A 21,506-nucleotide genomic window follows, 5' to 3' on the forward strand; every position below is an offset into this window, starting at 1 on the left:
ATTTCACGAATTTTGACAGGCCTGACGTGATGGCGACCAGCCCTTGATGCAATCCCCCCGATCGCCTAAAGGTCAAAAAAATCGTTGTGGCGGGGGCTGGGAATGTCGAACACTTTGATGGCGGGAAAACGCGGGCTGATCATGGGCCTCGCCAATGACAAGTCGATTGCATGGGGCATAGCGCGGGCCTGTGCGGAGGCCGGTGCAGAGCTGGCGTTCAGCTATCAAGGCGATGCGCTCAAGAAACGGGTGGCCCCACTGGCGGCGCAGCTTGGATCAGACATCGTGCTGCCCTGTGACGTGGCCGACATGAATTCCATCGATCAGCTGTTCACCGGCCTGGGCGAGCATTGGGACGGGCTCGATTTCGTGGTCCATGCCATCGGCTTTTCCGACAAGAGCGAATTGCGCGGCCGCTACGTCGATACCAGCCGCGACAATTTCCTGATGACCATGGACATCTCGGTCTATTCGTTCACTGCCGTGATGCAGCGCGCCGAGAAGATGATGGGTCCAGACAGCGCGGCCCTGACGCTCACCTATTACGGGGCTGAGCAGGTGATGCCGCATTACAACGTGATGGGCGTGGCCAAGGCGGCGCTGGAGGCGTCGGTGAAATACATGGCCGAGGATCTGGGCAAGGACGGTATTCGCGTCAACGCGATCAGCGCCGGCCCGATCCGGACACTGGCAGCCAGCGGCATCGGCGATTTCCGTTATATCCTGAAATGGAACGAGCTGAATTCGCCGCTGCGCCGCAATGTGACGATCGACGATGTGGGCCGCTCGGCGCTCTACCTGCTGAGCGATCTCGGCTCTGGCGTCACCGGCGAGACGCTGCATGTCGATGCGGGCTATCACGTTGTGGGCATGAAAGCCGTCGACGCCCCCGACATCGACGCGACCTGAGCGCGCGGACCGATGACCGCGCTGGACCTTGTCGCCTTCAACGCGGTGCTGGCCGCCGCGATTCTGAGCCCCGGCCCGGCGCTATTGTTTGCGCTGCGCACGGCGCTGGCGGATGGGCGCGGGGCGGGCATTGCGGCGGGTCTGGGCCTTGGTCTGGTCGCCGCCCTCTGGACGCTGGCGGCACTTCTGGGGCTGGAGGCGCTGTTCACGTTCTTCCCTTGGGCCTACACCACGCTCAAGGTCGGCGGCGCGCTCTATCTGCTTTATATCGCATGGGGCACATGGCGTGCGGCGCGCGCGCCGGTGTCCGATGCCCCGCAAAAGCCGCGCGGGCGCGCATTTCTCGACGGGGCGCTGATCAACCTCGGCAATCCCAAATCGGTGCTTTTCGCCGCCTCGGTGCTGGTGGTGATCTTTCCCAAGGGGCTCACGGCCACGGAAATCGCGCTGATCACGCTCAACCACATGGTTGTGGAATGGCTGTTTTACGCGGGCTTTGCCACGTTGCTGAGCGGGGCCCCTGCCCGCCGCGCCTATCTGGGCGCGAAACCATGGATCGACCGGGCGGCGGCGCTGATGCTGGGCGCGCTCGGGCTCAAACTCTTGACTGACAGGTGATCGCCATGACCGACCGTCTTCCGCATGAAAAAGGCTTTCACGTCAGCTGGGACCAGTTGCACCGCGATGCGCGGGCCTTGGCGTGGCGGTTGCAGGGCGAGGCCCCCGAGGGCGGCTGGCGCGCGGTGGTGGCGATCACAAGGGGTGGCATGGCGCCCGCGATGATCGTCGCGCGTGAACTGGATATCCGGACGGTCGATACGATCAGCGTCAAATCCTACAATCACCAGACCCAAAACGAGCCGGTGGTGATCAAATCGCCGGACATGGAGATCATGGGCGACGGCGCGGGCGTGCTGATCGTCGATGATCTGGTTGATACCGGCCGCACGCTCGAGGTGGTGCGGCGGCACCTGCCCCACGCGCATGTCGCGACGGTCTATGCCAAGCCGATGGGTCGCGCGCAGGTCGAGACCTTCATCACCGAGGTGAGCCAGGATACATGGATATTCTTTCCCTGGGACATGGCGCTGCAATATGTGGAGCCGTACCGGGGCGTGTGACGGCGGTGCCTGGGCCGGGGCCTTGCCCCGTCCCGGTTCAACGCGTAGACAACCGCAACGAAAAGCGTTTCAACACGGGCTGACAGGGGGCCGAGATGGCAGGCAAGGGCATATCCAAGGGTGCGATGTGGGTGCTGATGGGGCTTCTCATCGTCGGGCTGGGGGGCTTTGGCGTCACCAACCTTTCGGGCAATGTGCGCAGCGTCGGTTCGGTCGGTGATGCGGAGATTGACGTCAACACATACGCCCGCGCGCTGCAGAACGAGATCCGGGCGCTGGAGGCGCAGCGCGGCGAGAGCGTCAGCTTTGCGCAGGCGCGCGCCGCCGGGGTCGATCAGCAGGTGTTGGGGCAGCTGGTGTCGCGCGCGGCGCTTGAACATGAAACCGCCCGGCTGGGGATTTCGGTGGGTGACGCCACCCTGCGCGACGAGATCCTGGCCATGTCCGCCTTCAGCGGCCTCGATGGCAGCTTTGACCGCGAATCCTATGCCTTCGCCTTGCAACAGGCCGGGCTGAACGAGGCGGAGTTCGAGGAAAACATCCGCGCCGAGACAGCCGCGACCCTGCTTCAGGCGGCTGCCGTGGCCGGTATGCAGGTGCCGCCGGCCTATATGGACGCGATGATGACTTATCTGGGCGAGCGCCGCAGCCTGGCCTTTGCCACGCTCGACCGCAGCGACCTGCAATCCGGTCTGCCGGTGCCGTCCGAGGAGGACCTGCGCAGCTATCATCAGAGCCACCTGCCCGATTTCACCACGCCCGAGACCAAATCGATCACCTATGCCTGGGTCACGCCCGAAATGATCGTCGACACAGTCGAGGTGCCCGAAGACGCCCTGCGCCGCGCCTATGACGAACGCTCTGCGGAGTTTAATCAGCCGGAACGTCGTCTGGTGGAGCGGCTGGTTTATTCCGATCCCGAGCGCGCCAAGCGCGCCATGACGCGGCTGGACGATGGTGTGCTCTTCGAGATGCTGGTCGCCGAACGCGGGCTGGAGATGGCGGATGTCGACATGGGCGACGTCAGCGCCGATGATCTTGGCCCGGCGGCAGAGGCGGTCTTTGCCGCTGATTCCGGTGAGATCGTGGGCCCGATCGAGACCAGCCTGGGCCCTGCCCTCTTTCGGATCAACGGTGTGCTTGCAGCGCAGGTCACCTCGTTTGAAGAGGCCAAGGCGCAACTGCGCGAGACCTTGGCCCGTGATCGTGCCGGGCGCGTGATCGACACGATGAGCGAGCGGGTCGATGATTTGCTGGCCGGTGGGGCCACGCTTGAAGATGTGGTGCGCGAAACCGAACTGGAACTCGGTGAAATCGACTGGCATCCCGATCTTGCCGAGGGGATCGCGGGCTATGCGGCCTTTCGCAGCGCCGCGGAGGCGGTGCAGGACGGCGATTACCCGGCAGTCGAGCGCACCGAGGATGACGGCATCTTTGCCCTGCGGCTCGACGGGATAGAGGAGCCGCGCATTCAGCCACTCGAAGATGTGCGCGAGGCGGTGCGACAGGGCTGGCGGGAAGAGGCCACGGTCGAGGCGCTCACCGAACAGGTCGCGCCGCAACTGACGGAATTGCGCGACGGGGCCAGCTTTGACGATCTTGGCCTCGAGGCCAGCGAGATCACCGACATGACGCGCCGCGATTACCGCGCCGATGCGCCGCCCGAATTCATAGAGCAGGTCTTTGCGATGGAGGAAGGCGAGGTGCAGGTGATCGAGGGTGTTGGCCGTATTTTCGTGTTGCGGCTGAACGCGGTCGCCCCGCCCGCCGAAGATGACGAGGATATGACTCGCCTGCGCACCGCGCTGCGCGATCAGGTGGCCGGTGATTTCGGCCAGGACATTTTCCAGATCCTCGCCAATGACATCCGCGAGCGGGCCGGGGTCGAGCTGGATCAATCGGCGCTCAACGCCGTGCATGCCAATTTCAACTGAGGACGGCACAGCGTGGACCTGACCCCATCGTTCGACGACTTCGCCCGCGCCTATGAGGCGGGACAGAACCAGGTGGTGCATACCCGCCTTGCCGCTGATCTGGATACGCCGGTGTCCTTGATGCTCAAGCTGACGGGGGCCGCGCGCGATGCCTTCATGCTCGAATCGGTCACCGGGGGCGAGGTGCGCGGGCGCTATTCGATCATCGGCATGAAGCCCGATCTGATCTGGCAGTGTCACGGGCATACGAGCCGCATCAACCGCGCGGCACGGTTCGACAGCGATGCCTATGAGGATCAGGACGGCGATCCGCTGAGCAACCTGCGCGCGCTTATCGCCGAGAGCCGCATCGACCTGCCCGAGGATCTGCCGGCGGCGAGCGCGGGGCTGTTCGGATATCTCGGCTATGACATGATCCGGCTGGTCGAGCATCTGCCCGATGTGCCGACCGACACGCTGAACCTGCCCGATGCCGTGATGCAGCGCCCCTCGGTGGTGGCGGTGCTCGACGGGGTCAAGGGCGAGGTTATCGTGGTCGCCCCCGCCTGGGTCAGCAGCGGCCAATCGGCACGCGCCGCCTATGCGCAGGCCGCTGAGCGGGTGATGGATGCGGTGCGCGATCTCGAACGCGCGCTGCCGCAGGCGAGCCGCAATCTGGGCGAGGCGCATGAAGATGCAGCCCCGGTGTCGAACTTTACCCGCGATGGCTACAAGTCGGCGGTGGAAAAGGCCAAGGAATACATCCGCGCGGGAGATATCTTTCAGGTGGTGCCGTCGCAGCGCTGGTCGCAGCCGTTCCGGCAGCCGCCATTCGCGCTATACCGCTCGTTGCGCCGCACAAACCCGTCGCCATTCATGTTCTACTTTAACTTCGGCAACTTTCAGGTGGTCGGAGCCTCGCCCGAGATATTGGTGCGGGTATTCGGCAACGAGGTCACGATCCGCCCGATTGCGGGCACCCGGCCGCGCGGCGCCACGCCCGAGGAAGACCGCGCACTGGAGGCCGATCTGCTGGGCGATCAGAAGGAACTGGCCGAACATCTCATGCTGCTCGATCTGGGCCGTAACGACGCGGGCCGCGTGAGCCGCATCGGCACCGTGCGCCCGACCGAGGAATTCATCATCGAGCGCTACAGCCACGTGATGCATATCGTGTCGAACGTGGTGGGAGAACTGGCCGAGGATCAGGATGCGCTGTCGGCGCTGCTGGCGGGGCTGCCTGCGGGCACGGTCTCGGGCGCGCCCAAGGTGCGCGCGATGGAAATCATCGACGAATTGGAGCCCGAGAAGCGCGGCGTCTATGGCGGCGGTGTCGGCTATTTCAGCGCCGGTGGCGACATGGATGTCTGCATCGCCCTGCGCACGGCGGTGGTCAAGGACGAGACGCTCTATATTCAGGCCGGGGGTGGTGTCGTGCATGACAGTGACCCCGAGGCGGAATACATGGAGACGGTGCATAAATCCAACGCCATCCGGCGGGCGGCGGCGGATGCGGCACGGTTCGGCGGCGACGGAAACCTCTGAGCCACGTTTGATTCAAGTCAATGCGGACAAGGCATTGCAGGCGTAACCCTCGATTATCATATTCCGGCTTTGGAATATATCAATCAGGAGGAACCGCAATGCGCTATTTTACCCGCCTCACCGCCCCGGCCCTTTTGGCATTGAGCCTCGCGCTCGCCCCGCACTCGGGTGTGGCCGAAACGCTCGACCTGCAAGATCCGGTCGCCGTCGAGACCCTGAGCAAGAGCAAGCAGACCGAAGCGGGTCTTTACATCACCGCCGCCGAGGCGGGGCGTGTGCTGGCCGAAAAGGACAATGTTGCACTCATCGACGTGCGCACCCCCTCGGAGACCATGCTGATCGGCTATCCGGTGCCCGCCGCCGCCAATATCCCGTCGAAACTGGTCGATCCGGATCTTGCCTTCGATGCCAAGAACGGCGTCTACAAGATGGTGGATAACCCGACATACGTGGAGGAAATGCAGGCCTGGCTGGCCAGCGATGCCGCCGAAGGCGTGGATACATTGATGATCATGTGCCGGTCGGGCTCGCGCAGTGCGGCGGCCATTGGAAAGCTGGTCGAGGCCGGTGTCGATGTGACGCTCTACAACGTCGTGGACGGGTTCGAGGGCGACAAGAACGAGGATGGCGTGCGCGCCGTGAATGGCTGGCGCAACGCGGGCCTGCCCTGGACCTACAAGCTGCGCGAGGGTCTGTGGCCGGGCCATAACTGAGGCTTGCGGCGGGGCTGCCTCTTGGGGCATCAGGGGCCATGGCGCGCCTGATCCTCTTCAACAAACCTTGCGGGGTGCTGTCGCAATTCACCGACAAGGGCACTGGTGACAGCCCCCGTGCGACGTTGTCGGATCATGTCGCTGTGCCCGGCGTCTACCCCGCCGGGCGGCTGGATCGTGACAGCGAAGGGCTGCTCTTGCTGACCGATGACGGCAAGCTGCAGGCGCGCATTGCCTCGCCCCGGTTCAAGACCGAGAAGACCTATCTCGTGCAGGTGGAGGGCGCGCCCGAGGACGCCGCGCTCGAGGCGCTGCGAGAGGGCATCACGCTCAAGGACGGGCCGACGCGGCCCGCGCGGGTGCGCCGCATCGACCCGCCCGAATTGTGGCCGCGCACCCCGCCGGTACGCTATCGCAAATCGGTGCCCGATTGCTGGCTGGAAATCACCATATCGGAGGGGCGCAATCGTCAGGTGCGGCGCATGACCGCCCATGTCGGGCACCCTACCCTACGCCTCGTGCGCTGGCGCATCGGCGAGTGGACGCTCGACGGCCTCGAACCCGGCGCATGGCGTGATGCGTGAGCACAAGAGATCGCCGGGTCAGTATTTGCCGATGTCGACCGTCTTGACCTCTGCGAGCACCTTGCCGGCCTTGTCTATCGCCCGCAGATCCACCGTGTAGCGATTTCCGCGCCCGCCCGAACAGGGCGGCAGGTATCCCGGGCTGGCGTAATCACCGCGAGAGCGGGCCGGGTGGATCACCCGCGCCCCCCCGGCAGGCTGGCCGTCATGCCGGGCACTGCAGGCAGGCGCGCCGTGCTGCCCTTAACTGGAAATCCGATGGTGCCATGGCCTCCGTTGCGCGACAGCGGCGTGTAGGACTTGTCATTGAAATAGGCGATGACCCAGACCGCGCCCGACGGGATGCCTGACACCGTCACTGGCGGCGTCGCGCCCTTTCCACCATGCAGCGCGCATTGCTGTCCTGCGGGCACCTTTTGACCATCCCAACCTCCACCGAGTTGAACCTGCATCTCGGCAGAGGCGGCCGCGCCTGCCAGTATCAAAGCCGCTGTCAGTGAAAGTGTCTTAAGCATGGTCTAATCCTGGAAATGCGATTTTCGTATTCGACGCTAGCCCGCTAAAGGTGACACGTCAATTTCAATGCTTGCGGTCGCGTGCTGCGCCAGGTCGTCGGATCGGCATTGTTTCATTGAAGGCGTCCTCATGCAGAAAGTGCCCCGGCTATGTCCGCCTGCGCCAGGATAGGATGCCGTAGAATAGTGGCTCCTGTCGTCTCAAGATGCGCGGCAAGTGCGCCGTCAAGGCCGCCGATCCGGTCAGTCCAACGGCTTACAGGTATCGCATTCAGGGTTTCGGTCAGTTCGCCCAATGCGGGCAATGATTCCGTTCACACCTGCAGCTCTGCAAACGACTTCCGTTTGATGAAAGGCTTTCGCCAGTTGCGCGACTAGAAACTTTTTCGAAACGATCCAGAACTTCCATGTCAGTTCAAGCCGGGCAGCGAATGCTCGGCCTTGTCGAGTTCCCGCAAAAGCTGATCCGGGTTCGAACCAGCCAAAGGCACCGTCAATCGCAATGTTCTTTGCGGGTCGATAGCCGATTACGACATCGACTCCCTGTCCCAAGGCTCCGCCAGAAACTGGATCCGCGCGCAGAGCTGCGCCGCGCAATCCGTGCTCGCTATTGTCTAGCCTGTAGTCGCGCCAATAGACATCCGCCGAAAGTTTTTCATCGAACGTCATGCCCGCCCCGATGGTTAGAACCGTCAAATTGGCCAATTCCGGGCGCAGGACCTCGCCATAGTAGAACGTTTCTATATCTTGGCCGAGCGAACCTTCGTTACTGTGCAGGTCGGGCTGGCGGAAATTGCCGCTGCCCTGTACCAAGCCGAGGGTCAGGCGCGGTTTTAGCGGGTGATCGAATTGCCATTTCCCGCCCAGGTCGACCCCGCGCCCGCGCTGCTTGCGGCCGTTCCGCGCTGTTTCGGTCCAAGAGACATCCGCCCAGTAGCTCAGTTGATCCAGCGCCTCACCCTGCGCGCGCGCCCCAAGCAGGCGCAGGCGATCACGGTTTCCGTCGGTTTCCTGCTGCCAGATGGCATGCGCGCCCAATTCGATCTGCGTGTTGATCTCGTATCTGAACAACCCGGCGATGTAGTCCGTGTCACCATCGCGGGACTCCCGGTCAAGAAGATCCTCGCGAAACTGGTTTTCGCGCGCGGCCAGGATATCAGCCTCAATCCGCTCGCCGCGATAGCGCATCCAGATCCCGTCAAGTCGGGCATCTATCAGCCAGCGGCGTGTGTCTTCGTAGTCCCAACGCCCGATGCGCAGGTCAAGGTTCGGGGCGAGAACATCCTCTAACTCAAGGTAGGCCTCTCGCAGACGCAATTCTGTCCCGGTCTCACGAGGTCTAGCCTGACGGTCGTCAATGTCGCGGCGCAGCTCGAACTCGACAAAGCCGGTCAACGGTCCGTCAGGGTCGAATTCGGCCGAAAACCGAAGCTTTGCGGCGATCCTGTCCTGACGATCGCGCGGGCGGGTGTCTGCGCTCGGGCGCAAGCTCATGTTTTTCTCATGCAGAACATCGAGGTGCAGACTGTGCTCGAATGTCAAAATCTCCCCTGACGCTGCCGTCTTGGGCGCTATCAGGCTGGCCGCGACAAACAGGCAGAAGGTGATGCGGGCGGACCGGGTCATTGTATCAGGTTCCGCCCAGGTATTTGCGATCAACCGCTCTCTGCGTGACCGGCCTTGCCTTTTTCATGGTCTGTCCTCCTGAGATGAAACCGGGATTTCAGGCCCTGCGCGCCGGGCTCAGCAGGTCGAGCCGCCGCAATGCGGGCAAAAAGTGATTGCGCCGGGTCACCTGTTCGGTCGCGGCCATGCCGATGCAGTATTTCGAACAACGCTTCGTGGGATGCATATGCATTGATCGCAGGATCTTGTCGGCAATGCCGTTGCCGCGCGCTGACTTGGTCTCAACGATGAACATGTCGGGCCGCACGATGCGGGTGATATTCGCAGCCTCGAACCGCAGGGCGGTGTCGATTGTCATGCGCTCTCCGCCCGCCTTGGCGACAAGCGTGATGCGCTCATACTGCATGCCGATCATAGCAGAGAGAGGCTTGGCAAAGGGTCTGGCGTAAAGGCTTCTGTGGCAGTCTTCCACGAAATTCAGAGCGCCACGATCCAATCCGACACTAGGGGCCGTCAGCTTCAGTCACTTCTTGATGGTAACCTGGCGCTTGTCCTTGAGCTTGACTTCCAGATAGCTCAGACCGGCGTCGAGATAGTTGCGCATCCGCACCTTGCACCGCTTGCGCCGCCCTTGATGATGATCAAAATAGCCGCGCAGGTCCGGATCGTCGAAATAGGTCGTGGCATAGCCAAACGCGCGCTTGCCGCCGATTTCCAAGACATCGAAATGCGTGGCAAAGACCTCCAGTGCGGGGCGCAAGCTGTGAGCAGGCAAGATGTATTTGTTGTCCAGCCGCTCCAGCATCGCTGCCTTGGCATTCAGCTCGTCCAGTGAGATGGGCACAAAGCCATGCAGTGTGTTGTTGATGATCGGGTCCATGACTTGGGCTCCTTATGCGCGGGGCTTGAGAAAAAACACATTGAGCCGCGCCATGTCGTTGATGTAGTCAAGCGCCGTGATCTGGTAGGACATGACGTCGACACCAAGTCGGGCGGACAGGTCCGCGCGCATTTTGACCGGGTTCGACAGGGCATCATGGTCGATCTTGTCCAGCGTGATCTTGACGCCATCGCTGGAGGCCAGGATTGCCGGGTGGTCGAAGACCCAAGCTCCGATCAGAACCAGCGCGGCAACCGCGCTCGCCAGCACGAGGTCGGTGCCTGGTATGGCGCAGATGACCGCGATAGAGACTGACCCGAAGAAATAGGTAATTTCGACCTTGCTGATCTGCTCTGATCGCAGGGTGAAGAGGGCAAGGATTGCAAAAAGGCCGAACCCCGCCGCCAACGAGAATTCCACCGCCGACAGTATGGACAAAACACCAAATGCGAAGATGTTGAACAGGGACGCGGCTGTTACCAGTTCCTTGTCACGGTAGCGGCGGTAATAGAGACCAAATACCAAAGCCACCATCGCCGACACATTGATACCAAAGCGCAAGGGGGTTTCGCTCAGAAGCAACATTTCAATCATGTTTCACCTGTTTTTGAAAGGCAGCCATCAGTGTGACTGACACAGGTAAAACGCGGGCGTTTGGTGTTTATTCCCAGAAATGTAAAATTTTTCTAAATTATTTGTGACGGTCCTCTCGGAGGCCACGCCGCGCGCGAGATTGAGTTTCCGAAACGCTGCAAGGTTACGTTCCCGAAAGCCGAAAAACGAAGAAAGAGGGATGGTGCAGGCCAGAAGAGATATTTGGAGGACGGTAAAAGTTCGAATTAGAGACTTTCAGCGCGCCAGTTCGGCTAGGCTCATCGTTCCTCTTCCGGTCGGTGATCCGTTGTCATGCAACCGCAGCGCGCCGGGTGCTATTCCGCCGAGGCCGGTGTGAAAACGGCCTGGCCCGGGCAGTTGCCGCCAAGGTTGAGAACCCCGTGCCCGTATATCTCGTCGAGCCCGTTCGGGCCCAAGTCACCCGCCGAGGCGGTCAGCCGCGCGCGGATCTCCTCGGGCGTCATCAGAGGGTCGTGTTGCAGCCAGAGCGCCACCGCCGCCGTGACGTAGGGCGCGGCGAAGGAGGTGCCGGTCTTCCAGCGCGCTCCCTTGACCGAAGCCGCTGTCCAGACCTCAACGCCGGGGGCGGCAAGCTCGACATGCGCGCCGCGAATGGCGCGGCGATAGATGGTGCCGCTGCGATCCACCGCTGTCACGGCGATCACGCTGTCATAGGCCGCCGGATAGGCAGGTTCGGCGCGGGGGCCGTCATTGCCCGCCGCCGCGATCACCGGGATCCTGCGTTGCTCGGTCAGTTGCAAAAGCGTGTCTTCGAGCACCGTATTGGGCGGCCCGGCGAGGCTGAGATTGATCACCTGCACGCCGCGCTCCGAGAGATGATCAAGCGCGCGCACCAGCGTGAAGGCGTCGGTCCGCTCGTCGCCCGAGGCCCGGTGAAACGCATCCACCGCCACCAGCGGCAGGCCCGGAAGCAGGCCGGGCACGCGGGTCACGGGGTCGCCGACGAGAATGGCAGCGACCGCCGTGCCGTGGATCGCGGCGGAGGCGGAATACTCCTCTGGGGCGATGCGCGTGAGGTCGATATCGGCCCCGGCCAGCGCCTCGTGATCAGCGTTCAGCCCGGTATCGACCATGCCGATCGTCACCGGCGCACCGCATCCTTCGGGACCAAGCGCCTGCGGCCAGCCGATCAGGGCGCGGGCCGGACAGTGCAGGCCGTCACAGGCGGGCGCGGTTGCGGCGATCGGGATCACCGCCGCGCTGTCCTGTCCGGCGCGGTAGTAATGATTGAAATCCGCCGCCTCGGCCCCCGGCAGGGCGCGAATGGTGTCGCGTGCTGCGTCGAGCGTTGTGCCCTCGGGCACCTGAAAGCGGCGCACGGTGGTGGCGAGGCTGACGAGATCGGCGCGTTCGAGAACCACGTAGCCCTGTGTCACGAGGGCCGTCGTCTGGTCGTCGGTCAGGCCGCGCGCGACGATCTCGGCGGGCGCACGCTCGGGCCGGGGGACCGGTTGCGGGACGGGCCGACGGCGGGCGCGTTGCGGCTCCACGGGCTGTCCGCGAAAGAGACGGCGCAGACCGCGGATGATCTCCCGGGGATCATCGACTTCTCCCGAGTTGATGCCGCCGCGCGACGCGCCGCCGCCTGTGCTGGAGGAGCTACCGCTGCCGCCATCATCATCACCGTCATCTCCGTCGCCACCATCGCCGTCGCCGCCATCGCCATCGTCGGCCCAGGCGGGCGCGGCGATCATGCTGGCGGTCAGGGTCGAAACCGCGCCAAGCGCGCAGAGCCAGGCCGTCAAGACCAACACAGTCCCTCCGAATACGCGCATCCCGGAAATCTCCTTTTGCTTATTGGGAAAATGATGCCATCTAATGCTCAACGTTAGAAGCCGGGATTTATTCCAAGGCGAAGTTTTGAAATTGGTAAGCGTGGGTCATGCAGGATTCTTTTGTCGAGGAAGTCGTGGCCCTCCTGCCCAACCTCAAGCGTTTCGCGCTGTCGCTGTGCCGCAGGCCGGATGTGGCCGACGACCTTGTGCAGATCACCGCCGAGCGCGCCTTTCGCGCGCGCCATCAGTTCGATCCTGCGACACGGCTGGAGGCGTGGCTGTTCCGCATCCTGCGCAACGCCTGGATTGATATGCTCCGGCGCGACAGGACGCGGGGCGAGACGGTGGACATTCATGACAGCCCGCAGGCCGATCCGGTGGACAGCGCCGCGCAGACCGATGATCGGATTATGCTGCAATCGGTGCAGGCGGCGATGGCAACCCTGCCCGAGGATCAGCGCGCGGTGCTGCATCTGGTCTGCGTCGAGGGGCTGAGCTATGCCGAGACGGCGCAGACGCTGGACATCCCCCAGGGCACGGTGATGAGCCGGTTGAGCCGGGCCCGGCGCGCCCTTGGCGAAAAAGTGGGAATAAAGGGCGGGACGGGCCGTTGACGCCGTGCAACGCAAAGGATCGTGACGATGGATATCGACGATGACACATTGATGGCGCTCGCTGATGGCGAGATCGACGGCGACGAGGCCGCGCGGCTGCACGCGCAGATTGCCGCCGATCCGGCGCTGGCGGATCGCTACGCGCTCTTCACGCAGAGCGCGGACTGGGTGAAGGCGGCGGCGCTGGCCAATCCGGAGGCCACGGTGTCGCCCGATCTGGAGGCGCGCATTCGCGAGATGGCGGCGACCACGTCTCCCGAGGCGGAGAACGTGGTGCCACTGCATCGTCCTGCCCCCCGGTGGCAGCCGATGGCGATGGCCGCCTCGCTGGCGCTGGCGGTCGGCCTGTCGGCGGGGCTGTTGCTTGCGCCCGGCGCTCCGGAGACGGGTGCGACACTGCTAAGCTCAGCCGTGCAGGAGCGGCTGGGCACCCTGCCCTCGGGCGCGGAAGACCGGTTGCCGGACGGGCGGCGCATGAGCGTCGTTGCGTCCTTTACCGATAGCGCGGGCGCGTTCTGCCGTGAATACGAGACGGACGCAGAGGGCGGGACCGGCCACGTCGGCGTCGCGTGTCGGAACGGAGCGGAGTGGTCCCTGCGCATTGCCATCGCGACGCATTCGGCAGGCGATGGCTATGCCCCCGCCTCGTCCCTTGAAACGCTTGACGCATTTTACGCGGCAAGCGGCGCCTCGCAGCCGCTGTCCGCAGAGGCCGAGCGCGAACGACTGGAATAGATCATGCCACTGAATGATCGCCAGGTAGTGCCTGCGCCGTTGGGATGCGGGCTTGTCCGGTATTCGAGCAACAGGAAGGTCGGCGCGGCTCTTATGGACGACAATCAAGCGGACCAAACACCGCCGTCAGCGCGGAAACGCCGAATTCGACGCTACTGTCAGGTCGTTACGAGATAGCGGTTTTTAGGAAAATGGCGGAGACGAAGGGATTCGAACCCTCGAGACCCTTCCGGGCCTACTCCCTTAGCAGGGGAGCGCCTTCGACCACTCGGCCACGTCTCCGCCGACGCGTATAGCCGTGGCGCGTGACGGGTTACAAGACCAAATTTGAAACTTTGCGGCAAAAGCCTCGGACCTCAGGGTGCGGGTGTTCGGAGCGGGGCATCCGCCACCGCCAGATCTCGGGACCATGGGTTGACACAAAACAAGAACATGCGTAGAACAAAACAAACGCCAAGCGCAGGGAACATGGCCGATGCTTACCAAAAAACAGCTCGATCTGCTTGAATTCATCCACAAACGCGTGCAGCGCGACGGTGTGCCACCCAGCTTTGACGAGATGAAGGAGGCGCTGGATTTGCGCTCCAAATCGGGCATCCACCGCCTGATCACGGCGCTCGAGGAACGCGGGTTCATCCGGCGGCTTGCTCACCGGGCGCGCGCGCTTGAAATCGTCAAGTTGCCGCAAAGCCTTGGCGGCGAGGCGACGCATGGCTTTACCCCGCGCGTCATCGAGGGTGACCGCCCCACCGCCGCGCAACCTGCCAACGCGCAACCGGTCGACACGGCATTGGCGTTCGAGGTGCCGTTGATGGGGCGGATCGCCGCCGGTGTGCCGATCGAGGCGATCGCACATGCCAGCCGCAACGTGTCGGTGCCGGGCGGCATGATTTCGGGCAAGGGCGAGCATTATGCGCTGGAAGTCAAGGGTGACTCGATGATCGAGGCGGGGATCAACGACGGGGACGTCGTGATCATCCGCGAGACCCGGACTGCCGATAATGGCGATATCGTCGTGGCGCTGATCGAGGATGAAGAGGCCACGCTCAAGCGGTTTTTCCGCAAGGGCAACGCCATTGCGCTGGAAGCCGCCAACCCGGCCTATGAAACCCGCGTTTTTCCAGATGACCAGGTCAAGGTGCAGGGGCGGCTTGTGGGCCTTATCCGCACTTACTGAGCAGACCACAGGCGGGTGCCGGTCACCGATCGCGCGGTGACGACGCGCAGACCGGATGTCTCGTCGAAGATGGCAAGCGAGCCGGTTCTGCTCAGGGTCTTGGGCGTGATGCTCTGACAAGTGTCGGTGTCCGGAAAGGTGTCGGGTTCGGCGCTGAAGACAACGAGAGAGGCGCCACCGCAATCGACCGTTTCGCGGGCCGCACGTGCACCGATCACCACCTGCAACGGCATCGGCAGGCTTGAGTTCTCGGGCCAGCGCAGATGCGCGTCTTCCTGAGTTGCGGCATCGCCATCATTCTCCAGCCAGTTGAGGGCGACGAAGCCACCGCCGCGCGGTTTGCTGAGGGCACGGCCCTCGGAGGTGAGCACACCGACAAGCGCGCCATTGTCCGAAACCAGAATGGCGGGCCGGTCGGCTTCGGACCAGAGCCAAAATCCAAGCATCGCGGGCGCCAGCCCAATGACGCGCGCCCGCCCTTGCCACAGCACGAGAACAAGCGCACCGAAGGCGATGAGCGGCAGAACCTCGGGCCCCGGAGAGACGACGAGGCCGCGCGCGCCCTCCCACGTCGACACGCGCGTCGCCACGCCGAGGATCCAATCGAGCCCCTGCCCCATCACCCAGAGCGGCACCCAGTCGAGACCGAACGGCAAGAGGAGCGCCGCGACCACGGCTGCGGGCATCACCAGGACGCCCATCAAGGGCACGCTCATCAGGTTTGCGAGCAGGCCATATTGCGCGATCTGGTTGAAATGCGCCGCGGCGACGGGTGCCGTTGCCGCCCCCGCTACCGCCGAGGAGATCACCACCGCCAGTACGGGACGCAGCCAGCGCGGCCCGAGCGGCACCTGCGCGTCGCGCAACCAGCCAAAGACGGCGACCAGCGCCACCGTGGCGGAAAATGACATCTGGAACCCGGGACCGAGCAGCGCCTCGGGTTGCAGGCAAAGCACGATGACCGCCGCCACCGCCACCGCCCGCAGGCTGAGCGCGCGCCGGTCGAGCATCACAGCAAACAGCATCACCGCCACCATGACAAAGGCGCGTTCGGTCGCGACATTGCCGCCCGAGAGGCCGAGATACCCCGCCCCTGCGAGGATTGCGACACCCGCCGCGATCTTCTTGATCGGCCAGCGCAGCCCGATCCCCGGAAGGGCCGCGAGGCCTAGGCGGCAGGCGGCGAAGACGAACCCGGCCAAGAGCCCCATATGCAACCCCGATATGGCCAGAAGATGCGCAAGATTGGAGATACGCATGGCCTGCAACGTCTCTTGCGACAGGCCCGAGCGGTCGCCGGTCATGATGGCGGCGGCAAAGGCCCCGCCCTGCCCCGGCAGCCGGTCCTGAACATGGCCCGAAAGCGCCATGCGCGCCCGGAAGAGGGCCTGCGCGCCGTGTGCCTCGCCCGCCGTCAGGACGGGCGTGCGTGTGTAGCCAACCGCACCGATCCCCAGGAACCAGGCGTGACGCTGAAAGTCGAAGCCGCCGGGCTCGACCGGTCCGGAGGGCGGGCCGAGATGCGCGGTCATCATCACCCGCAATCCGGGGCGCGGGGTGGTGAAGCCCTGATCGCCGTGCAGCGAGACGCGCACACGGTCGGGCACCTTGTCAGGGCGCATGCGCTCCAGCACCACGCGGTCGAGCGTCAGGCGCAGCGCGTCCGAGGCCGAGCGGTCGATCACGACAATCCGCCCCTCGACGGGGCCGTAATAGCGCCAGCCGAGAACCGGCCCGGCGACCAGATGCGCCCGCGCACCCGCGATCGCCACGCCCGCCAGCACCAAAGCGCAAAGCAGCAAGAACGGCCCGGCCCATTCGCGCCCGCGCAGGGCCAGCAGCCCGAGCAAAAGAGCCCCCGCGCAGCACGCCCAGAGCGCGGCCGCCGGCGGTTCGACCCGCAGCGCGAAATAGAGGCCGACGCCGCAGCCGAACCAAACCGGGACCCACGGGAACAGCGATCCGCGCTGCGACAGCCATCCGTGTTCGATCAGATGCCAGACGCGCGCCACTTGTGTCCCTCCCGGCGGACCGATAGACAGTGGCAGATCCTAGCCCCTGCATCGTTACCGAAAGGTTAATCCGCTCCATGGCAAGCCCAGTCGTGACCCGTTTTGCCCCCTCGCCCACCGGCTTTCTGCATATCGGCGGGGCGCGGACGGCGCTGTTCAACTGGCTTTATGCCCGGGGCCGGGGCGGCAAGTTCCTGTTGCGGATCGAGGATACGGATCGGGCGCGCTCCACCCCAGAGGCCACGCAGGCGATTCTCGACGGGATGGCCTGGCTGGGGCTCGATCATGACGGCGAGGCCGTGAGCCAGTTTGCGCGCGCCGAGCGGCACCGCGAGGTCGCGCATCAGCTGCTCGCCGAGGGCCATGCCTACAAGTGCTTTTCCACCCAGGACGAGATCGAGACCTTTCGCGATACCGCCCGCTCCGAGGGGCGCTCCACGCTGTTTCGAAGCCCTTGGCGCGAGGCCACGCCCGACCAGCACCCCGGCGACAGCGCCTATGTGATCCGCATCAAGGCCCCGCGCGAAGGTGTGACGGTGATCCGTGACGTGGTGCAAGGCGACATCACCATCCGCAACGACCAGCTCGATGATATGGTGCTGTTACGCGGCGATGGCACACCGGTCTACATGCTGGCGGTTGCGGTGGATGACCATGACATGGGCGTGACGCATGTGGTCCGGGGCGACGATCACCTCAACAACGCGGCGCGCCAGATGCTGATCTATCAGGCCATGGGCTGGCCCCTGCCCACGTACGCCCATATCCCGCTTATCCACGGCCCCGATGGCAAGAAGCTGTCGAAACGCCATGGCGCGCTTGGCGTCGAGGAATACCACAAGATGGGCTATCCGGCGGCGGGCATGCGCAATTACCTCGCGCGTCTGGGCTGGAGCCATGGCGATGACGAGTTCTTCTCGGACGCGCAGGCGGTGGAGTGGTTCGACATCACCGGCATCGGCAAATCGCCCGCGCGGCTCGATTTCAAGAAGCTGGAGAATCTCTGCGGTCAGCATATCGCGGCGATGGACGATGCTGCACTGCTGCATGAATTGCAGGGATTCTTGGCTGTGACCGGTCAGGCCCCGCTATCTGACGCAAAGGTGACGCTGATGGAACGGGGTATTTACTGCCTCAAGGAACGCGCGAAGACATTCCCGGAACTACTTGATAAGGCAGAGTTTATAATTACCGAACGGCCTATCGTTCCGGAGGAGAAGGCGGCTGCGCAGCTGGATAATGTATCCCGTGGTATACTGAGTGAATTGACGCCGCAGTTGCAAAATGCTACGTGGACGCGAGACGGTATCGAGGCTCTCGCGACCCAATTCGCCGAAACCCACGGCATGAAATTCGGCAAGCTGGCCGGTCCATTGCGGGCCGCGCTTGCAGGCCGCAGCGCAACACCGAGCGTGTTCGACATGATGCTGGTTCTCGGGCGTGATGAAAGCATCGCCCGACTGACCGACGCCGCCCGCGGCGGGGCCTGACGCCTTGCCCGGGTTTACGTTTATCCAGCCCGGGGCGCTATGGCCATGCGGGCGTTGAGAGGGAGGACCCCTGATGTCAGAGAACAAAAGAGCCGCCAAGCTGGAAATCGACGGCAAGACCTATGATCTGCCGATCTTTTCGCCCACGGTGGGCCCCGATGTGGTGGACATCCGCAAGCTCTATGGCACGGCGGGCGTGTTCACCTATGATCCCGGCTTTACCTCGACGGCAAGCTGCGACAGCACCATCACCTTCATCGACGGTGACAAGGGTGAGTTGCTACACCGGGGGTATCCGATCGACCAACTGGCCGAGAAATCCCATTTTCTCGAGGTTTGCTACCTGCTGCTCTATGGCGAGTTGCCCTCGCCCGCCGAGTTGGAGGATTTCGAGAGCCGGGTGACCAACCACACCATGCTGCACGAGCAGATGGTCTATTTCTTCCGTGGCTTCCGGCGTGACGCGCATCCGATGGCGATCATGGTCGGTGTTGTCGGAGCGATGTCGGCATTCTATCACGACAGCACCGATATCAGCGACGAGTGGCAGCGCGAAGTGGCCTCGATCCGGCTGATCGCCAAGATGCCGACGATTGCCGCCTGGGCGTACAAGTATTCGATCGGGCAGCCCTTCGTCTATCCGCGCAACGATCTTGATTACGCGTCGAACTTCTTGCGCATGTGCTTTGCCGTTCCGGCCGAGGATTACGAGGTCAACCCGATCCTGAGCCGCGCGATGGACCGGATTTTCACGCTGCATGCGGATCATGAACAGAACGCCTCAACCTCGACCGTGCGTCTGGCGTCGTCGTCGGGGGCCAATCCGTTTGCCTGTATCGCGGCGGGCATTGCCTGTCTCTGGGGGCCTGCGCATGGCGGGGCCAACCAGGCCTGCCTCGAGATGCTGCGCGAGATTGGTACGCCCGACCGCATCCCCGAATTCATCGCACGGGCCAAGGACAAGGACGACCCGTTCCGCCTGATGGGCTTTGGTCACCGGGTCTACAAGAACTTCGATCCGCGCGCCAAGGTGATGAAGCAATCCGCCGACGAGGTGCTGGAACTACTGGGGGTCGAGAACAACCCGACCCTGCAGGTCGCCAAGGAGCTGGAGAAGCAAGCGCTTGCGGATGACTATTTCACCGACAAGAAACTCTTCCCGAACGTGGATTTCTATTCGGGCATCATCCTCGAGGCGATGGGCTTGCCGACCTCGATGTTCACGCCGGTGTTCGCGGTCTCGCGCACCATCGGCTGGATCTCGCAGTGGAAAGAGATGATCAGCGATCCGCAGATGAAGATCGGACGTCCCCGGCAGCTCTATCAGGGCGAGACACTGCGCGATTACGTCGATATCGAAAAGCGCTGACTGCGCGACGCGGAGCCCGGCCAATGGCCGGGCTTTTCGTATCTGCAACGGCCCGGCGGATTGTAGCGGGTTCAGAGACAATCGCTGATCAACTTAGCCGTTGTCCCGACAAGACAAACCTTCGAACACAAATTTGACTTTATTTATAATTGCATAGCGCACGAAAGTGCGTAAGGCTAACGTATGTTGCGGTGTGTCTGCCACGCCAAACAAAGTGTTGTACCAGTATCCGGGGGATTTCAAATGGGTGCGTTCTTGTTTCTGGGGCTTTTGGCCAGTGCCGGGCTTGCTGCGTTCGTGATCGACGAGCTTGATGATGATGACAACGATGACGATGTCGCTTCCGGTGATGACGGAATGACCGGCGATGATCTTCTGAACGGCGGAGACGATACGCCGGGGGATGACGATCTGCTGGGGGATGACCTCAACGTGATCGACGGGACCGACCTGGCCGACAGCATCGACGGGTCGCTGGTGGGCGATCAGATCACCGGGCGAGAGGGGGATGACACGATCTCTGCCTCTGGCGGGCGCGACGAGGTGTTCGCGCAGGACGGCAATGACCTTCTGCTGGGGGGAAATTCCTCGGATGTGCTCTGGGGCGGTGCCGGTGACGACACGGTGATCGGCGGCGCGGGTGATGATCTCATTCAGGGTAATGCGGGTGACGATGTGCTCTTCGGGGTCGATATCGACCTCAACAGTCAGAGCGCGACGGAACTTGCCGCTGCTGCTACCGAGGGCGGCACGGCCGCGCTGCCGGGCGCGGGCGACGATCAGCATGGCGCGGATACGCTGCTGGGTGGCAGCGGTGATGACGACCTGTTAGCGGGGAGCGGCGATACCGCGACCGGCGGGCTGGGCATTGACAGCTTTGTCCTCGGGGACTGGATCGAGCCCGGCACGGTCGCCACGATCACCGATTTCCACGCCGCCACCGAGGCGCTGAGCTTTGTTTATACCGATTTGGGCGGTGTCACCCCGGAGGTGACCGTCGCGCCAGATGCAGATGGCAACGCGGTGGTGAGCGTGGGCGGAGAGCCAGTTGCGCTGGTCGAAGGTGCCGGAGCGACGCTGACCGCAGCCGATGTGCAATTGTTGCCGCGCAGCGGCGGTGACGACAGTGCGGGCGGGCCCGGCTCTTTGCTGGGTGACGATCTGAACGTCATCGAGGGCACCGACGGGGCCGATTCTATCGACGGTGCGGAAGTCGGCGATCAAATCAACGGGCGCGAGGGCGATGATGCGATCTCGGCCCTGGGTGGCCGCGACGAGGTGTTTGGCCGCGAGGGCGATGATACCATCCTTGGCGGCAATTCCAGCGACGTGCTCTGGGGCGGCACCGAGAACGACGTCGTGGTGGGCGGGTTTGGCAGCGACCTGATCCAGGGCAATTCCGGGGATGATGTTCTCTTTGGCCTTGATGTTGGCCTGAACAGCCAGAGTGCTGCGGACCTCGCTGCAATCGACCTGAGCGGTGTGACCGATCCGCTGACGGGCCCGGGCATCACCGCCCCGGCACCGGGCAGCGACACGCATGGCACTGACACGCTGCTGGGGGGCAGCGGCGACGATGTGATCCTGATGGGCGGGGCCGATATCGCCACGGGTGGCCTTGGCATCGACAGTTTCACGATCGGTGACTGGTCAGCCCCCGGCGAGGTGGCGACGATCACCGATTTCGACCCCGAGTCGGAACTGGTCGCCTATAACTACATCGCCGATGGCGGGGCGGTGCCTGCCGTGACGGTCGCCCCGGATGCGGATGGCAATGCGGTCGTCAGCGTGGACGGCGCGGCGGTTGCGTTGGTCAGTGGCGCGGGGGCGACCATGACGGTGGATGATGTCATCCTCGTCGAGCGCCCGTCGCTGGCGGTGGCAAGCTGATG

At 63.7% G+C, this 21,506-nt stretch carries 19 protein-coding genes, 1 tRNA gene and 1 pseudogene; 13 read left to right on the forward strand and 8 right to left on the reverse strand.

Annotated features, from left to right (window positions below):
- Nucleotides 1–102 precede the first annotated feature (102 nt).
- The 7 genes from fabI (at nt 103) to BMX04_RS02735 (ending at nt 6,785) form a co-directional block, all read left to right on the forward strand.
- Nucleotides 103–909: an enoyl-ACP reductase FabI gene (gene fabI / locus BMX04_RS02705; RefSeq protein ID WP_074784884.1), complete on the forward strand. Its 807-nt coding sequence runs from the start codon at nt 103–105 to the stop codon at nt 907–909.
- A 12-nt stretch (nt 910–921) separates the two neighbouring features.
- On the forward strand, nt 922–1,527 hold the full coding sequence (locus tag BMX04_RS02710) for a LysE family translocator (RefSeq protein ID WP_074784885.1): 606 nt from the start codon (nt 922–924) through the stop codon (nt 1,525–1,527).
- Between the two features lie 5 nt (nt 1,528–1,532).
- On the forward strand, nt 1,533–2,030 hold the full coding sequence (gpt, locus tag BMX04_RS02715; protein ID WP_050661621.1) for a xanthine phosphoribosyltransferase: 498 nt from the start codon (nt 1,533–1,535) through the stop codon (nt 2,028–2,030).
- 95 nt (nt 2,031–2,125) lie between these two features.
- Nucleotides 2,126–3,964: a peptidyl-prolyl cis-trans isomerase gene (locus tag BMX04_RS02720; RefSeq protein ID WP_074784886.1), complete on the forward strand. Its 1,839-nt coding sequence runs from the start codon at nt 2,126–2,128 to the stop codon at nt 3,962–3,964.
- Between the two features lie 12 nt (nt 3,965–3,976).
- A complete protein-coding gene (gene trpE, locus BMX04_RS02725) occupies nt 3,977–5,488 on the forward strand; it encodes an anthranilate synthase component I (RefSeq protein ID WP_074784887.1) in 1,512 nt (503 codons plus the stop codon).
- Nucleotides 5,489–5,586: 98 nt separating this feature from the next.
- A complete protein-coding gene (locus BMX04_RS02730) occupies nt 5,587–6,201 on the forward strand; it encodes a rhodanese-like domain-containing protein (RefSeq protein ID WP_074784888.1) in 615 nt (204 codons plus the stop codon).
- Between the two features lie 38 nt (nt 6,202–6,239).
- Nucleotides 6,240–6,785 carry a pseudouridine synthase gene (locus tag BMX04_RS02735; protein ID WP_074784889.1) on the forward strand — a complete coding sequence of 182 codons (546 nt, stop codon included), beginning with the start codon at nt 6,240–6,242 and terminating at the stop codon, nt 6,783–6,785.
- Between the two features lie 18 nt (nt 6,786–6,803).
- Here BMX04_RS02735 and BMX04_RS19600 read toward each other — a convergent pair whose 3' ends face one another.
- From BMX04_RS19600 to BMX04_RS02760, 6 genes and pseudogenes are all read right to left on the reverse strand, one after another.
- Complete coding sequence (locus BMX04_RS19600) at nt 6,804–6,965, reverse strand: hypothetical protein (protein ID WP_244888459.1); 162 nt, start codon at nt 6,963–6,965, stop codon at nt 6,804–6,806.
- Entirely contained in the window at nt 6,962–7,300 is a 339-nt protein-coding gene (locus BMX04_RS02740; protein WP_244888460.1) for a hypothetical protein, read from the reverse strand. Before BMX04_RS02740 ends, BMX04_RS19600 begins: the two co-directional genes overlap by 4 nt.
- Nucleotides 7,301–7,543: 243 nt before the next feature.
- Nucleotides 7,544–8,926 carry an alginate export family protein gene (locus BMX04_RS02745; protein WP_074784890.1) on the reverse strand — a complete coding sequence of 461 codons (1,383 nt, stop codon included), beginning with the start codon at nt 8,924–8,926 and terminating at the stop codon, nt 7,544–7,546.
- 97 nt (nt 8,927–9,023) lie between these two features.
- Nucleotides 9,024–9,806: pseudogene (locus tag BMX04_RS19795) on the reverse strand (polyphosphate polymerase domain-containing protein).
- 12 nt (nt 9,807–9,818) lie between these two features.
- Nucleotides 9,819–10,367: a DUF4956 domain-containing protein gene (locus BMX04_RS02755; RefSeq protein WP_244888461.1), complete on the reverse strand. Its 549-nt coding sequence runs from the start codon at nt 10,365–10,367 to the stop codon at nt 9,819–9,821.
- Between the two features lie 368 nt (nt 10,368–10,735).
- The gene (locus tag BMX04_RS02760; protein WP_244888462.1) at nt 10,736–12,217 is read right to left on the reverse strand and encodes a S8 family serine peptidase; all 1,482 of its coding nucleotides are present in this window, start codon (nt 12,215–12,217) and stop codon (nt 10,736–10,738) included.
- Between the two features lie 107 nt (nt 12,218–12,324).
- Here BMX04_RS02760 and BMX04_RS02765 point away from each other — a divergent pair, with 107 nt between their 5' ends.
- On the forward strand, nt 12,325–12,831 hold the full coding sequence (locus BMX04_RS02765) for an RNA polymerase sigma factor (protein ID WP_074784891.1): 507 nt from the start codon (nt 12,325–12,327) through the stop codon (nt 12,829–12,831).
- 27 nt (nt 12,832–12,858) lie between these two features.
- Nucleotides 12,859–13,566: an anti-sigma factor family protein gene (locus BMX04_RS02770; protein ID WP_074784892.1), complete on the forward strand. Its 708-nt coding sequence runs from the start codon at nt 12,859–12,861 to the stop codon at nt 13,564–13,566.
- Nucleotides 13,567–13,758: 192 nt separating this feature from the next.
- On the opposite strand, the gene BMX04_RS02775 is transcribed toward BMX04_RS02770, so the two are convergent.
- Nucleotides 13,759–13,848, reverse strand: a tRNA-Ser gene (locus tag BMX04_RS02775).
- Between the two features lie 193 nt (nt 13,849–14,041).
- Between BMX04_RS02775 and lexA the strand changes: the two genes are divergently transcribed.
- A complete protein-coding gene (lexA, locus tag BMX04_RS02780) occupies nt 14,042–14,743 on the forward strand; it encodes a transcriptional repressor LexA (protein ID WP_074784893.1) in 702 nt (233 codons plus the stop codon).
- On the opposite strand, the gene BMX04_RS02785 is transcribed toward lexA, so the two are convergent.
- On the reverse strand, nt 14,737–16,755 hold the full coding sequence (locus BMX04_RS02785; RefSeq protein WP_074784894.1) for a ComEC/Rec2 family competence protein: 2,019 nt from the start codon (nt 16,753–16,755) through the stop codon (nt 14,737–14,739). The genes lexA and BMX04_RS02785 overlap by 7 nt on opposite strands.
- Before the next feature lie 77 nt (nt 16,756–16,832).
- Here BMX04_RS02785 and gltX point away from each other — a divergent pair, with 77 nt between their 5' ends.
- From gltX to BMX04_RS19735, 3 genes are all read left to right on the forward strand, one after another.
- Nucleotides 16,833–18,245: a glutamate--tRNA ligase gene (gene gltX / locus BMX04_RS02790; protein ID WP_074784895.1), complete on the forward strand. Its 1,413-nt coding sequence runs from the start codon at nt 16,833–16,835 to the stop codon at nt 18,243–18,245.
- A gap of 73 nt (nt 18,246–18,318) precedes the next feature.
- A complete protein-coding gene (gene gltA / locus BMX04_RS02795; protein ID WP_074784896.1) occupies nt 18,319–19,614 on the forward strand; it encodes a citrate synthase in 1,296 nt (431 codons plus the stop codon).
- 243 nt (nt 19,615–19,857) lie between these two features.
- Nucleotides 19,858–21,504, forward strand: a complete 1,647-nt coding sequence (locus BMX04_RS19735) for a calcium-binding protein (protein ID WP_074784897.1) — start codon at nt 19,858–19,860, stop codon at nt 21,502–21,504.
- Nucleotides 21,505–21,506 lie beyond the last annotated feature (2 nt).

It is taken from the genome of Roseovarius tolerans, assembly GCF_900109855.1.
GTDB classification, from domain to species: domain Bacteria; phylum Pseudomonadota; class Alphaproteobacteria; order Rhodobacterales; family Rhodobacteraceae; genus Roseovarius; species Roseovarius tolerans.